This is a genomic window from uncultured Paraglaciecola sp. (assembly GCF_913020055.1).
Lineage (GTDB): Bacteria > Pseudomonadota > Gammaproteobacteria > Enterobacterales > Alteromonadaceae > Paraglaciecola.
Genome location: NZ_CAJWCF010000052.1, coordinates 18975 through 33837, shown reverse-complemented (window position 1 = coordinate 33837; position 14863 = coordinate 18975). Strand labels below are relative to the sequence as shown.

The 14863-nt window shown below is 39.9% G+C and carries 10 protein-coding genes; 6 read left to right on the top strand and 4 right to left on the bottom strand.

What is annotated here, in order from left to right:
• Positions 1 to 176 precede the first annotated feature (176 nt).
• Both QZ488_RS12480 and QZ488_RS12475 read left to right on the top strand, forming a co-directional pair.
• The gene (locus QZ488_RS12480) at positions 177 to 746 is read left to right on the top strand and encodes a gluconate 2-dehydrogenase subunit 3 family protein (RefSeq protein ID WP_293749146.1); all 570 of its coding nucleotides are present in this window, start codon (positions 177 to 179) and stop codon (positions 744 to 746) included.
• Positions 734 to 2443, top strand: a complete 1710-nt coding sequence (locus QZ488_RS12475) for a GMC family oxidoreductase (protein ID WP_293749144.1) — start codon at positions 734 to 736, stop codon at positions 2441 to 2443. The genes QZ488_RS12480 and QZ488_RS12475 overlap by 13 nt, the downstream gene beginning before the upstream one ends.
• A 161-nt stretch (positions 2444 to 2604) precedes the next feature.
• On the opposite strand, the gene QZ488_RS12470 is transcribed toward QZ488_RS12475, so the two are convergent.
• A complete protein-coding gene (locus QZ488_RS12470; RefSeq protein WP_293749142.1) occupies positions 2605 to 3930 on the bottom strand; it encodes a GGDEF domain-containing protein in 1326 nt (441 codons plus the stop codon).
• A gap of 291 nt (positions 3931 to 4221) precedes the next feature.
• Between QZ488_RS12470 and msrB the strand changes: the two genes are divergently transcribed.
• Both msrB and msrA read left to right on the top strand, forming a co-directional pair.
• Positions 4222 to 4668, top strand: a complete 447-nt coding sequence (gene msrB, locus QZ488_RS12465; protein WP_293749140.1) for a peptide-methionine (R)-S-oxide reductase MsrB — start codon at positions 4222 to 4224, stop codon at positions 4666 to 4668.
• 2 nt (positions 4669 to 4670) lie between these two features.
• Complete coding sequence (msrA, locus tag QZ488_RS12460; protein WP_293749138.1) at positions 4671 to 5168, top strand: peptide-methionine (S)-S-oxide reductase MsrA; 498 nt, start codon at positions 4671 to 4673, stop codon at positions 5166 to 5168.
• Between the two features lie 127 nt (positions 5169 to 5295).
• Here msrA and QZ488_RS12455 read toward each other — a convergent pair whose 3' ends face one another.
• On the bottom strand, positions 5296 to 6366 hold the full coding sequence (locus QZ488_RS12455) for an ABC transporter substrate-binding protein (RefSeq protein ID WP_293749136.1): 1071 nt from the start codon (positions 6364 to 6366) through the stop codon (positions 5296 to 5298).
• 217 nt (positions 6367 to 6583) lie between these two features.
• Here QZ488_RS12455 and QZ488_RS12450 point away from each other — a divergent pair, with 217 nt between their 5' ends.
• Together QZ488_RS12450 and QZ488_RS12445 are read left to right on the top strand one after the other, a co-directional pair.
• Positions 6584 to 7978 carry an NAD(P)-binding protein gene (locus QZ488_RS12450; RefSeq protein ID WP_293749134.1) on the top strand — a complete coding sequence of 465 codons (1395 nt, stop codon included), beginning with the start codon at positions 6584 to 6586 and terminating at the stop codon, positions 7976 to 7978.
• 165 nt (positions 7979 to 8143) lie between these two features.
• Positions 8144 to 10522, top strand: coding sequence for a penicillin acylase family protein (locus tag QZ488_RS12445; RefSeq protein WP_293749132.1), 2379 nt, complete (start codon positions 8144 to 8146; stop codon positions 10520 to 10522).
• Positions 10523 to 10588: 66 nt separating this feature from the next.
• Here the strand turns inward: QZ488_RS12445 and QZ488_RS12440 are convergent, their stop codons facing one another.
• Both QZ488_RS12440 and QZ488_RS12435 read right to left on the bottom strand, forming a co-directional pair.
• A complete protein-coding gene (locus tag QZ488_RS12440; protein WP_293749130.1) occupies positions 10589 to 11107 on the bottom strand; it encodes a hypothetical protein in 519 nt (172 codons plus the stop codon).
• Between the two features lie 289 nt (positions 11108 to 11396).
• Entirely contained in the window at positions 11397 to 14603 is a 3207-nt protein-coding gene (locus QZ488_RS12435; RefSeq protein WP_293749128.1) for an ATP-binding protein, read from the bottom strand.
• Positions 14604 to 14863: the final 260 nt, after the last annotated feature.

The following is a 14863-nucleotide window of genomic DNA, read 5'->3' as shown; positions in this document are numbered from 1 at the left end:
TATTTGGACAATGATGAAAAGTTCAATAAAAACAGTATGTTTAGTGTTCAACAACAGTTAATACAAACATAGCCATATAAAAAGTCAAAGTAAAAACAATAGGGTTAAGTTAAAGCCAAAAAATCCGTAAGCACTTTATCGTGCGAATGGGATAAGAAATTATTGAGAGGCAACTAATGAATAGACGGGAAATTTTAAAGTACACAGCCATGCTCACCGGTACGGCAATTTGTGCACCTCTAACCGGTATTATGCTATCTGGGTGTAGCCAACAGGTAAAAGAAACGCCAGCGGCACACTCATCATTAGTATTTTTCAACTCCGAAGATTTTACCTTAATCACTCAGATTATGGATGTCATTTTGCCAAAAACAGACAGCCCCTCGGCCTCTGAGGTTAAGGTGAATTACATCTTAGATAATATGTTCGACCAGGTTTATAAATCAGACTATCAGCAAAAGTTTACCGCTCATTTTCACCAACTTAAGTCTTTTTTAAACTCGAAAAATTTTGATTCTCTGGATAGAAAAGAACAAGAAACCTTATTGTTATCTTTAGAAGCCCTTACTGAAAATCAGCGTAACGAAGCTTATTGGGCCTATATCGACCTTAAACAACAAACAGTTGCGTTTTACCTGAGCACTGAAGAAATAGCAGAAAATCACCTTAACTATTTACCGATCCCTGGAGAATACAAACCCTGCGTGTCTCTTGAAGACTTAGGAGGTAAAGCATGGGCGATATAACTATGAATAAAAACAATGAATTTGATGCGATCGTAATTGGTTCAGGCATCAGTGGCGGTTATGCTGCAATGGAACTTTGCACTAAGGGTTACAAAACATTGGTACTTGAACGAGGACCTATGGTGCAACATGGTGATTATCCCACTGCCCATTTGGATACTTGGGATTTACCGAATCAAGGTAAAGTGTCAAAACAAGAGATTAGTAAGCATTACCCAAAACAAAGTCGATTAGCCTGGTGGGTTAATGAAGACAACAAACCCTTTATAAATAAAGATGATGAGTATCCCTACAAAGAAGATGAACGTTTTGACTGGATCAGAGGTCATCATGTAGGTGGTCGTTCGTTAATGTGGGGGCGTCATTGTTACCGTTGGAGTGACATCGATTTTACCGCCAACAGCAAAGAAGGTGTGGCAGTCGATTGGCCAATTCGTTACGCCGACATAGAGCCTTGGTATGATTATGTTGAAACATTTGTCGGTGTGGCTGGACAAGCTGAAGGTTTAAAACAAGTACCCGATGGCGTATTTTTAAAACCTTTCCCGCTTAATTGTGCGGAACAAAAAATGCGTGAAGCGGTAGCAGAAAAATACCCCGACCGCGTAGTGACTCCAGGTCGTGTTGCCAATTTAAGTGAATATAACCCTGAAGTACATAAAGGCGCACGTGGACAGTGCCAAAACCGCTCTCGTTGCTGGCGAGGCTGCCCGTTCGGGGCCTATTTTAGTAGCCAATCAGCTACTTTACCGGTTGCAACCGAAACCGGAAATATGACCCTTCGACCAGACAGTATCGTAATGGAAATTTTATACGATGAGGCATCAGGAAAAGCCAGTGGAGTCAGAGTAAAAGATGCTAATACTGGCGATGTGATTGATTATTCAGCTCGGATAATATTCTGTAATGCCAGTACCGTGGGTACCACAGCTATTTTACTTAACAGCCGTTCTGAAACTTTCCCCAATGGCCTAGGCAATACTAGTGGTGAACTTGGGCACAATATTATGGATCACCATTATGGTATGGGTGCTCATGGTCAGCTTCCGGGTCATGAAGATGATTATTACCAAGGGCGCAAACCTGTTGGTTTTTATATTCCGCGCTTTACTAATATTGATGAACAAAGCAAACGTACTGATTACAAACGTGGCTTTGGTTATCAAGGCGAGGCGATGCGCAGTAAAAATACACCTGACGGAAAAATAGGAGCCGACCTTAAGGGCGAGATATTTAAGCCAGGTGGCTACCATGTCCGAATGACTTGTTTTGGTGAGATGTTGCCCCACCACGATAACCGCATGTATCTTAATTTTGATGAACGGGATCAACATGGTATGCCAATCATCACTTTTGACGCCAAATTACGTGAAAATGAAATGGCGTTGCGTGAAGATGGGGTAAAAAGTGCAGTTGAAATGCTTGAAGCAGCTGGTTGTACTAATATCGAAAGTCATAACAATCTCACAGCCCCTGGAGCCTGTATTCATGAAATGGGCACCGCACGTATGGGCCGAGATCCAAAAACCAGCGTTTTAAACAAATGGAATCAAATGCATGATGTGCCAAACGTTTTTGTAACGGATGGCGCTTGCATGACCAGCTCAGGTACACAAAACCCTAGTATTACTTATATGGCGCTCACTGCTCGTGCGGTAGATTATGCTCATAAGCAAATACAGGCAGGCAAGTTATAAACCTTTAATATTTGTTTTTTATAGCAAAACGTTTCAGTGCGCTCAATCAAGGTAGTTTTAAACTATTGTATTGAGTTGCACTGAATGTGTTTCTGATATTGATAGTGTAATTCAAACGTTAGCGAGGTTAGCAGTTAATGAGAAAAAGGAGCGTTGAATACTTAATATTCCACGCGATTACGCCCCCCTTTTTTGGCTTTATATAAAGCAGCATCAGCGCTCTTAAACATTCTTTTAATCGTATTTTTACCTTTTTTCTTATACTCAGACAAACCAAAACTACAAGTTACTGACACACCGTTTGTAAAGGTCGCTGCTGCAATATTTTCACGCAGGTGATTTGCCATAATAAGCGCGTCTTTAGAATCAGCATCTCTGCATATAACGATAAATTCTTCTCCGCCCCAGCGGGCAAAATGATCTGTATCCCTAATCAGTGAAGCGACTAATTTGCATAAATCCTTGAGTACCTCATCACCTAATTGATGACCATGAGTGTCATTAACCAGCTTAAAGTGATCAATATCAAACATGATTAACGAATATGTTTGGCCCTGTTGGTTCTGCATATGTTCAAATAAATCTCTGGTGCCAGCTCGATTAAACACCCCTGTTAATGAATCGGTTTTGGCTAATACTTCAAATTCATCTTTCTGAATACTCAGAAAATTATTTAACTCCTCAAGTGAGGCATTCTGACTTCTTTTTAACTTAAGCTGATTAGCTAACTGATAAACTCTAATAATGGCGTGAAGTGTTATCGCTATTGCCCAGATAATCACCAATATCAAATATAAAATATTCGCCGATATCCACTTTCCAGAAAGGGTCGCTCTTTTTAACTTGATATCTACACTGCGTAAATTAAGACTGTCACCAGTGGCAATATTCAAACCAATTACATTGTCGAGTTTTGCTTTGGCAGACTTTCCCGTCGCTTTATGCAGTAAAATCCACCATGAAGGTACGGTAAATTGGTCTAATGGCAACGAGTAATAGTGACTACCTGCTGAGGGTAATATAGTTTGAAAATTACTTTTATTGCTAGCATTGCGAGAACTTGGATCCAAATTATCAGAAATAATCTCCCTATTTACTAAATATATTAGAACTGTATCTTGCCTATTAGTAGCATGTTCTAACCAAAGATTTAGGTGATCAAATTGACTGACGTCTACACCATTATTGATGCCATCACCAATAGATATGTCCAACGAACAATAAGCAAATGTTGAGGAAGGCCTAATATCACAGTTCAGCAGTGCGCCATCATCAGCAATATTCAAAGTACTTTTTGAGCGGCCTCCATTTAAAAAATCACCACTTACAGTCACCTTTGCTTTGCTCGGGTAAACCTCGAGCAACTGATTCATTCCCCAGTATTGCCACAGAACTAACAGCAGTGAAAACGCAGCAATCGAGAAGTAGATTTTTTCGAATTTTAGGTAAATTGCACTGCTAGCAAATATGGGTGTTTGCTTGGTCATTTAATACAAGATCCAATTAAGCATAATAGAAAGCGCTAAATTTAAAGGTAACATATTGTTATTATTAACAATACATCGACAAATTAAACTCCACAACCATTAACAATTTTTAGATAACCTAACAGACAAAGGTTGAATGCACTGTTAACACCACGGATGAGAAATATTTATCCCCGAATGATCTAAACTTCTAAAAATAGTGATCTTTATCCCACAATCGCAATAAAATACTCGAAGAGTAGGTCTGTTACACTTCACAGAGTTTCTGTCGTTTATGGCAAAGAGGAAATAATGAATACATATCAAAAATCACAGGATGCAATTTCTGCTTTAACACCAGAGCAATACCGCGTGACCCAAGAAAACGGAACAGAGCACCCCGGCACAGGTGAATTATTAAATAATACTTCACCTGGCATATATGTGGATGTTGTGTCTGGTGAACCTTTATTTGCCTCATCGGCCAAATTTGACTCAGGATGTGGATGGCCAAGTTTTACTAAGGCTATAGACGCCGTCAATGTAAATGAAATTACCGATAACTCTCACGGTATGACTCGTACTGAGGTACGTTCCTCCCATGGTGATAGTCACCTTGGGCATGTGTTTCCTGATGGGCCCAAAGACCAAGGTGGTCTGCGTTATTGTATTAATTCAGCTTCACTGCGTTTTATTCCTAAAGAAGAAATGAGTAGTAAAGGGTATGAAGCTTATTTAGATCAAGTAGAGGAGTTTTAATCATGACAATTGAACGTGCAGTATTAGCCGGTGGTTGTTTTTGGGGTATGCAGGATCTTATTCGTAAACGGCCTGGTGTGACAGCCACTCGAGTGGGTTACACAGGCGGTGAAGTACCAAATGCGACTTATCGCAATCATGGTAACCATGCGGAAGGTATTGAAATAATGTTCGATAATGAGGTGATCAGTTATCGCCAAATTTTAGAATTTTTCTTTCAAATTCATGATCCTAGCACTGAGAATAGACAAGGCAATGACACCGGAGCTTCGTACCGCTCAGCTATTTATTTTGTATCTGATGAACAAAAAGCAGTAGCACTAAAAACTATTACTGACGTAGATGCATCTGGATTGTGGCCTGGTAAAGTGGTTACCGAACTAGAGCCGGCGAGCGATTTTTGGGAAGCAGAGCCTGAACACCAAGATTATTTAGAAGACCGTCCCGATGGTTATACTTGCCATTTTGCGAGGCCTGATTGGACATTACCTACCAAATAACGTCTTAATCGTTAACTATTCTATGTCTAACGTGCAATTACTTGGCCTAGCTTGAGCTTGAATAAGCTAGGCCAAGATGTTGCTATCCAGCCTTTATTTAGTAAGCAAAAAATTATACCCACATACATTATTTTTGAGCCAATGACTGAATAATATTTCGCATGGTTAATGCTAAGGAAGCTTCGCCCATTTTTACAGCCGAGAAGTTGTTGAAATCAACTTTTTGCCACTTTTTTTGCTGCATAAAGCTCAAATAGCTATCCACATTGTCTTTTGTAATGACTTCAAAATCATAAAATTTTGGCTGACCTGAAAAACTATCAATACCGTGGTCATAATCAAAAATTTTTGTCAAAGCAATAGCTCCCATTAAGAAATGCCCGCCTACAGAAGCAGTGTATTCTCCTCGTTGTATTTTCAACAATGCCTCTGGCATCCAATCAAAACCTCCCAAAACAATTGGCTTTTTAAACTTTAGCTGGTAGTACTCTAACGTCTTTAACGCCAGCTGATCACCGGCACACCAAAAAATATTAGTTTTTGGGTACCTATTCAGCATCATGTCAAAATTTGCCGCTACATTTTTAGGCTCCCAGTAGGTAGGGAACACTTGATTCAATCTGAAATCTAAACGACCCTCAAGGTTTCTCAGGGCTCGCTCTCTATTGATGGATAGATTATCAAAATCTCCACCGATTCCAGTTACTGAAGGTTTTACATCCGGTTGCCGAATACGTTGCTCATTAAGTAAAGCATTGAGCAGTAACGTGCCTCCGTTAGCGTTATCATAAGCCACTTCACCAAGCCAGTATTTGTACTTTTGTTTAGGCAATTGCAACTCAATAGCTTCGGCACCAGAAAATGCCTGTTCTAAAGTGACAAAGGCGATACCTTTATCCTCAATTTTCTGGAAAATACTGGCGGCATTACCATGAAATGGCCGAAAAATGAGGTAGTCTGGTTTTTCCGGACGAGCAACTATTTTTTCGATGACATCTAGAGTGGTAAAACGATTATCACCACCGTAAACCACTTCAAGTTGGAGCCCTAAGCTGTCGGCTGAAGCTATGCTGACTTGACGAACCATATTCCAAAATGACTGCCCCTGATTATCCGGTACAATTAAAATAACCTTGGAGGCATAGGCAATTTGCGAAAACAATAAAAACACAGCTACTGCAAATACTTTCATATTCATAACATCGATATATCATTTTAAAACAAGCAAGTAACTCGAATAGTAATTGAAAGTGTAAAAAAGAACTAGCCATGGCTGTATTGAGAATGATTCATTAGCCGCAGACTATTTAATCTTCACTTTTCTCATCATCATGAAAATACAACAGTAAGATTGTGCATTATGGATAATCCAATTACATTAGCCACACTTAGGAATGTAATTCATAGAAGTCTATATGACCAAAACTATTCAAGCTGATTATCTTATTGTGGGTGCTGGGGCAAGTGGTATGGCATTTGCCGATACATTATTAGCCGAGTCAGCAGTATCAATAATTTTAGTTGATAAAGAACATAAACCCGGTGGTCATTGGAATCATGCTTATTCATTTGTGACATTACATCAACCGTCTTCTTTTTATGGCGTCAGTTCCAAAGAACTTAGCCGTGGAGTGATTGATAAAGTTGGCTTAAACAAAGGTCTAAATGAACTGGCATCAGGCGCACAGGTCAATGCCTATTATGATGATTTAATGCATGAAGTATTTTTGCCTAGTGGCCGTGTTCACTATTTTCCAAGATGTGAATACTTAGGAAACGGGCTAATAAAATCACTGGTTACCGGTAAAAAATTTAATGTTACCTTTCAAAAATTGGTTGACTCTACCTATTACAAAACAAGCATTCCCGCGACTCATACGCCTGCATTTCATATTGACCATGATGTAAATTTCATACCGCCCAACGACCTCCCCTACTTATCTTCACCTATTCAAGGTGTGACCATTATCGGGGGCGGAAAAACCGCTATAGACTCATGTTTATGGTTATTAGAGCAAGGTGTACCAGCAGATAACATCATGTGGGTTATGCCCAGAGATGCTTGGTTTATTGATCGCAAAAATACTCAGCCATCTTCTGAATTCTTCTTTGACACTATAGGTGCACAAGCATTACAAATGGAAGCCATTGCTGAATCGACTTCAATGCCAGATATGTTCTTACGCCTAGAAAAAGCTGGTGTGTTTTTGCGTTTGGATACACAAGTGTTACCCAAGATGTTTCACGGTGCGACTATTAGTCAGAAAGAGTTAGCACAAATTCAGCAGATAAAAAACGTGATCCGCCAAGGACGAGTTGTGTCTTTGCATAAAGATAAAATGCAGTTTGAACAAAGTGAAGTGGCATTACCTATAGGACAAACTGTTGTAGATTGCACCGCCAGCGCCATTACCAATCTTGAGATCAGTCAGGTGTTTGCCAACGACACCATTACCCTACAAACAGTGCGCTCCTATCAGCCGGTATTTAGCGCATCGTTTATTGCGCATATCGAATTGGCCTATCAAGACATTGAAAAGAAAAATAACCTGTGCCGCGTTGTACCCTTACCTAACCATGATTTCGATTGGGTTGAATTGACCTATAAAAATATGATGAATCAATTCTTTTGGTCTAAAGAACCTGGACTTAAAAAGTGGCTACAAAACAATAGATTAGATGGCTTTATGAAAATGGTTTCCGCTGTTAAATTTTATGAATTCAAAAAACTAGCAGTACTAAATCGCATGCGAAAAGCAGCTAAACCGGCCATTACAAAGTTAAAACTATATAAATCTGAATTAGATTAGAAAAAGCCTTAAGATGAGAGCAAGTAAACTGGATGGCGGAATACCTGGTTATATTGGCCAGATAAATTCACTTCGGTCTCAACTATTTAGCCTAGATAGCTCAGCATTACCAGTAGTTGTAATGTTGCAGTTATCTTGAATGCCTACTAAAAACGGAACGGTACAATGAAACGCCTGTTAAAAATCATCATTCTTATTCTGGCCTTTATCGGTCTCGCCTTTGCCTTATATATCTATAACAAACAGCCACAACGCAGTGGTGAAGTAAGTATTACTAATCTTCAAGCACCCGTTAACGTACGTTTTGATGAACGCGGTGTACCTCATATTCAGGCGCAAAACGAGGCCGACATGTACCGCGCCCTCGGTTATGTGCATGCTCAGGATCGCCTGTTTCAGATGGAAATGGTACGCCGTTTAGCACGAGGCGAATTAGCCGCCATACTAGGGCCAAATCTACTCGACACCGACCGCTTATTTCGCACCTTAGGCATTCGCGCTCACACTGACACCTACGCTGCGAAGATGGATAAAAACACGCCGGCCTATAAAGCATTAACTGCCTACTTAGATGGTGTTAATCAATATCAAGACACACAACCAGCTCCACTGGAGTTTGACATCCTAGGCATTACAAAACGTCCCTTTACCGCCGAGGACACTTTCAGTGTGGCGGGTTATATGGCTTACAGTTTTGCCGCAGCGTTTCGCACTGAACCGGTGTTAACTTATGTACGCGACCAACTTGGCGCCAACTACCTTAAAGTGTTTGATCTCGATTGGCATCCGGAGGGTGTTGTGCCTTCCACTCTGACAGTTAATGATTGGAGTGACCTTAATCAGCTTGCTCATATCAGCCAACAAGCACTTGCAGATAACGGATTAGCTCTGTTTGAAGGCAGTAACGCTTGGGCAGTATCTGGCAGCCGCACATCAAGTGGTAAACCTCTACTAGCTGGAGACCCGCATATAGGATTTGCAGTTCCGTCAGTCTGGTACGAAGCACATTTGTCTTATCCAGGATTTGAATTATATGGTCATCATCAAGCGCTCAATCCAGCAGCCAGCCTAGGCCACAATCTAGACTTTGCTTGGAGCATTACCATGTTCCAAAATGATGATATTGATCTGATCGCTGAAAAGCTCAATCCAAATAACCCGAATCAAGTTTGGTATCAGAACCAATGGGTTGATTTGCAAAGTCGTAGTGAGACAATTGACGTCAAAGGTGGTGACCCCGTCACACTCACTCTTCGTCGTTCTCCTCATGGGCCAATTATCAACGATGCCCTTGGCAAACATGCCGGTAAAACCCCCATCGCCATGTGGTGGGCTTTTCTTGAAACTGAAAACCCTATTCTTGACGCTTTTTATCAATTAAACCGCGCGGATACCTTGGCAAAAGCGCGAGCAGCCAGTGAAAAAATTCATGCACCGGGGCTTAATATAGTTTGGGCTAATGCCAGTGGTGATATTGGTTGGTGGGCAGCGGCTAAACTGCCTTTGCGTCCTAGCGGGGTCAATCCCACATTCATCCTTGACGGCAGTAGTTCTGAAGCAGATAAGCTTGGTTTTGTACCTTTTACTGCTAACCCTCAGGAAGAAAATCCGGATCGTGGTTATATCGTTTCAGCCAATTATCAGCCCCTTCCTGACAGTAATATTGAAGTCCCTGGGTATTACAACTTACCCGCTCGAGGCATACAGATTGATCAACATTTGACCAACAATAAAGTGAAGTGGAACATACAAAATAGCCAAGCACTGCAGCTCGACACCGGCAACGGTTATTCTCAGCGCTTGCTCAAACCTTTGTTACCTATTTTACAAGCTACCGTCAGCGCAAATGAACAAGAGTTAGTGCAGCTAATCACCGACTGGAATGGGGAGCATAATATTAACGACATCGCCCCTACCATTTTTAACCAGTTTGTTTACCAGCTGGCGTATGAAGCGATGCGTGACGAGATGGGCGAGAGCTTTTTTAAAACACTAATCAACACTCGGGCCATTGACTTTGCTTTGCCGCGTTTGGCCACAGAGTCTGATTCACCATGGTGGGATAATCGAGACACATCAGTTACCGAAGATCGTGCCACAACAGTGATAGCCGCTTGGAATGCAAGTTTAGAACACCTAGGCAACACATTAGGTACTAACACCGACAACTGGCAGTGGGGTAACGCTCATACCCTGACCCATGGTCACCCTCTTGGCCAACAGACACCACTCGATACATTATTCAACGTCGGCCAGTTTGCCGCCCCTGGTGGACACGAAACCCCTAACAACCTATCGCACAAAATGGGGCCAGCACCTTGGCCAGTGGTATATGGCCCTTCAACTCGCAGATTAGTTGACTTAGCCGATGCCAGCCAATCTTTAGGTATCAACCCTGTAGGACAAAGTGGGGTGTTATTTGATAAACATTACCAAGACCAAGCCCAGTCATATATCAATGGTAAGTTCTATAAACAGGATTTTAGCGAGGCGGATGTTGCGGCCAATACAAAAAGTACGCTGCAACTCGTGCCGGTTGAATAGAAAAAAAGTTGATATAGATAAATGATGAATAGCTGAAATTGGCTCAGCTATTCATTTATGAGCGGTTTATGATGCAAAAATTACAACCAACAGCGCAAATAGAGCGCCAGCTAGAGATATTTTCACGCCATTTTTGAAGAAAGGTAATTTCGGCATAAACATCAAAAATGCCGATATAACGAAGAATAATAATGCAAGACCAAAACTTATGTTAAGAAAAAACAGCGGGCTATTAGTTGTGGCTTTATGCAACTTGACCAATTTAGCCAGAGGTTTAGGGTAGTTAAGTTGATTGATAACTGCCTCACCGGTATTTTTATCATATTGACCTAAGTTAAAAATAATCACTCCGTTGGATTCAGACTCAATTTTGAAATTCTTAAGACGTAAGTTCTCACCCAGTGACCCTATCTGCAAACCCGGCTCTAACTGGCGTACTTCGGTTTGTGGAAACTTGAGAAAGTCAGTTGATCTAAAAATTAACAATATCCCACTAGTTGCATAAATGGCCATAATACCCGCTAAAAAAAATCCCAGCCAACGGTGGTACTTACGAATACTATTATGAAATTTAGGTGACGCCATATTTTCCTCTTCGAATGTTTAAATAGTTAGGTTGCTAAAATTAGAATCAAAATTAATCTTAATTTGAGTTAATCCTGACAATTGCCAAACTTGTTTAAGAAAGTAACACTTATCGAATAGGAACTAAAAATCAATGACTGTAAATAAAGAGTAAAGCTTAAGTAATCCAAAATAGAACACTTTCTATTCCGACTTATTGACAGTACTTTTTTCTATCGGTGTTCACGCCCAACTATAATTGGCAAACTACTGGCGACCAATCATCAGCAGTGACTTGACATTACCACTATCAAGTCTTTTGAAGGTCTTCCAAAGCATTGCGTAACATGTCAATTGTCATAGGTTTGGTAATATAGTTGTTCATGCCCGCGTCGAAACATAATTTTTGATCACCGCCCATCGCATTAGCCGTTAATGCGATGATTTGGATATCTTTATTGTGCTCACCGGCCTCACCTAAGCGAATTTTTTTAGTGGCTGTGTAACCGTCCATTATTGGCATTTGGCAATCCATAAACACACAGGAAAATCCGTTGTTATCCAATAATTGCTGGATTGCTTCTTGTCCATTATGAGCGATAATGACATCAACCTGCAGATCTTCCAACATATGTTGAGCCACTTGTTGATTGATCAAATTATCTTCAACCAGTAACACGCAATCTCTGTTCGATGTGTTTGCTATATTTTGTGGTTCAACAAAAGACTTATCCTGAACATGTTCCGTTGTGTTTTGAGTAATCGTCTTAAAGACATTGCATAATTTATTTGGTGTTAAGGGAGTTGTGCAAATACCAGAAACAATGTTTTTCATTTCACTATCAAGCGCTTTTATTTGTTGTTTGTGAACATAAATAACCTTGTCATCTTGAGCGATGACCAACCTGCAACTATTCTTCAGATTATCGTTTATTATGTCTTCTGCTACAAAAATGAGATTTGGAGATATCTTTTGTCCAAACCCACTAATTCGAGCATATTTAACCTCTAGTTCGGCAATATCTTCAACACTAACTACCTGACCATTCCACTGTTTTAGTTGTGAAATGAGCAACTCACTTTGCCTATCATTGCCAACAACTAATATATAATTAAAAAGCTTACTCAAGTCCGGCTGATTGGAAGTCTTTTCACCCGGTTTGAGGGTAACTTCAGCAGTAAAAGTGCTACCACTGCCAAGTTGACTTTGTACACTGATATCACCGCCCATCAATTCACATAGCTTTTTAGAAATGGTAAGGCCCAGACCAGTGCCGCCGTATTCTCTTGTGGTTGAAGCATCAGCCTGTGTAAATGGATTAAATAATGAGTCTAACTTGTCGGATGCAATACCAATCCCTTGATCTTCTACGTTAAGAGACACTTGAACTTGTTCATCAACAATTCGACTCTGCACTGAGAGTAAAATGTGTCCCTTTTCTGTGAATTTGAGAGCATTACTCAATAAATTTGTTAATACTTGACGTAATCGAGTGGGATCTCCTGCAAGCGAATCCTGCTCAATTAAACTTGTATCCATAAGCAGAATGACATCATTACTCTTTATCATCATCGAATGGACTTCGATGATGTCACTGAGCAAATTAATTAAACTAAAATCCTGATTTTCAAACTCCACTTTCCCAGCATCAATTTTAGAAAAATCTAAAATATCGTTGATCAAAGAGAGTAACGATTTTGCGCTAGAAGCGGCTATACCTAATTTGTGTTTCTGTTCATTATCCAGATCACTGGTCTGTAATAATTCAATCATGCCAAGCACACCATTCATTGGTGTTCTGATTTCGTGGCTCATTGTGGCCAAAAATTCTGATTTTGCATTGTTGGCTTGGTTAGCAGAAATCACTGCTAGTTTCAGTTCCCTAGTTTTTTCTTCAACTAGGTTGGCCAAGTTACTGTTAACGCTTTCAAGTTCAAAATTGACACTGTTGAGTGAACTTATCGATTTTCTTAATCGTCGGGAAAATCCTTGAATAACCGAAGACATTGTATTTAATTCAACAAATAAGGTGGGTTTTAAAGCCAGATTGAGGGAATCAAAGTCCCCCGTGCGACTAATAGTTAATAATTTTTGATTTAATTCAGTTAAAGGACGAGTGACCTTGTTTGCAAGTTTTGCAGCAAACAAAGCGCCAACTAAAAGAAAAATGGCCAATATAGACAGTGACCAGGCGACATAAATGGATATTTGAGATTCGTATACGTCTCTGGGAAGCAATACTATGGAGGTCCAACCTAAATTACCTATTTCCTGAGAAATACCTAAATAGTAGTCACCTGTATGGTTAATGAAATAGTAATCTTTAGGATGTTGTGCGTGAGCTAATATGGTTTTCCCCTGCAAATTTTCTAACGAATTATAGGCTAAACCTTCAGACCGATAAATTACGCGATTATTATTATCCAGTATGATAATGCTCTCTGTTGCATGTAATTCCTTACGATCTAGAGTACTAAACTTAGCTAAATTAAGTGAAGCCTCAACGATTCCTGTAAACTTTCCATCAATCAATAAAGGAGCAGAAACGGCCACTATAATGTCATTACCAAACCCCCTGCCCTGGAAAACATCAGAAATATACGGTTCAAGCGTGGATTTTGGCACCTTAAAATAGGGGCGCATCGAAACGTCATTAAAAGCGTTGTTTTGCCTTATATCTTCTAGTCTTGAAGCTGGATGAGTGGCGACAAATTTGCCATATTCATCAGTAACGAACATAGTCAATATGTTTGGATAGCGCCTAACAATATTGTCTAGAATCGCTGGCCAATCTTTCTCTTCAATTTGGGTTTGATCCATAAAGGCAATAAGATCTAATGTATTGAGGTGCTCGTTTAAATAGGCATCTACCTTTTGAGCAATATATTGAGACTCCATAGCCAATTGTTTGTTGAGCTCTGATAACTTGTCTTTTTGCATATTAGTAAGCCAAAAATAGCTGTTGGCAAATACGGCTAAGGTTAACGAGTAGACAACTGCTAAAGTTACAAATTGACTAAACTTTAATCTTTCACGCCAATCACTTTTTGTAATTTTCAATAAAAAGTAAGCCAGCACATATCCAAGCATGACATTTAGTACACCATTAATGACAAATTTAATGGTGATTGCAATTTTGGTACTGTCTAGAAAGTCTGCAAAAAAATAATATTCTAACCCTACTATTATCCAACCTATAGCAAACCAATAAAGTACACCTACCAATAGTGGGTTTTTTTGTTTAGAAATAGCGAAGTGTACCGCTAATATTTCTAGTGAAAAGGGCAAAAATATAAGGCCATGACCCCAGCTAAAATAGGTTACTGAGCTTGCAATAAGAGAACAGGATAAACCCGCTCTCCAGCCAAAAAGTATCGTTAGGGCAACAGCTATGATGTTACCGAAAATAAATTGAGCGCCAGTGACAAAAGGTAATGGATTTAAATTGATGATGGTCGCTAATATCGTACCTGCGATAACAATCAACCAAGGGGGAAATGTGTGAACTGTCTTCAAATTTCTAACTACCTATTGCTGGGTAAAAACCGATATCCATCGAATAAATAAAGGGCATTCACGACTAAAACACTACCAATTGTTGCATATTGAATACTTTTTCTAGCAATACCCATTATCAACTTAGTCTGGGTATCCTAAAACGTCTGACTTTCCTGTCAAGTGGAACTAGGTCTAATCATTCTGGACTTTTGATTAAAATGAATTGAAAAACAACAACTTTAGCTCCTGACGTCGCAAAAATATGACATTTTAACCTT

Excerpts from the sequence above, each read along its gene's own strand:
- QZ488_RS12480 (WP_293749146.1), top strand. The coding sequence starts at position 177 with ATGAATAGACGGGAAATTTTAAAGTACACAGCCATGCTCACCGGTACG.
- QZ488_RS12470 (WP_293749142.1), bottom strand. The coding sequence starts at position 3,930 with ATGACCAAGCAAACACCCATATTTGCTAGCAGTGCAATTTACCTAAAA.
- QZ488_RS12455 (WP_293749136.1), bottom strand. The coding sequence starts at position 6,366 with ATGAATATGAAAGTATTTGCAGTAGCTGTGTTTTTATTGTTTTCGCAA.
- msrA (WP_293749138.1), top strand. The coding sequence starts at position 4,671 with ATGACAATTGAACGTGCAGTATTAGCCGGTGGTTGTTTTTGGGGTATG.
- QZ488_RS12450 (WP_293749134.1), top strand. The coding sequence starts at position 6,584 with ATGACCAAAACTATTCAAGCTGATTATCTTATTGTGGGTGCTGGGGCA.
- QZ488_RS12440 (WP_293749130.1), bottom strand. The coding sequence starts at position 11,107 with ATGGCGTCACCTAAATTTCATAATAGTATTCGTAAGTACCACCGTTGG.
- QZ488_RS12445 (WP_293749132.1), top strand. The coding sequence starts at position 8,144 with ATGAAACGCCTGTTAAAAATCATCATTCTTATTCTGGCCTTTATCGGT.
- msrB (WP_293749140.1), top strand. The coding sequence starts at position 4,222 with ATGAATACATATCAAAAATCACAGGATGCAATTTCTGCTTTAACACCA.
- QZ488_RS12475 (WP_293749144.1), top strand. The coding sequence starts at position 734 with ATGGGCGATATAACTATGAATAAAAACAATGAATTTGATGCGATCGTA.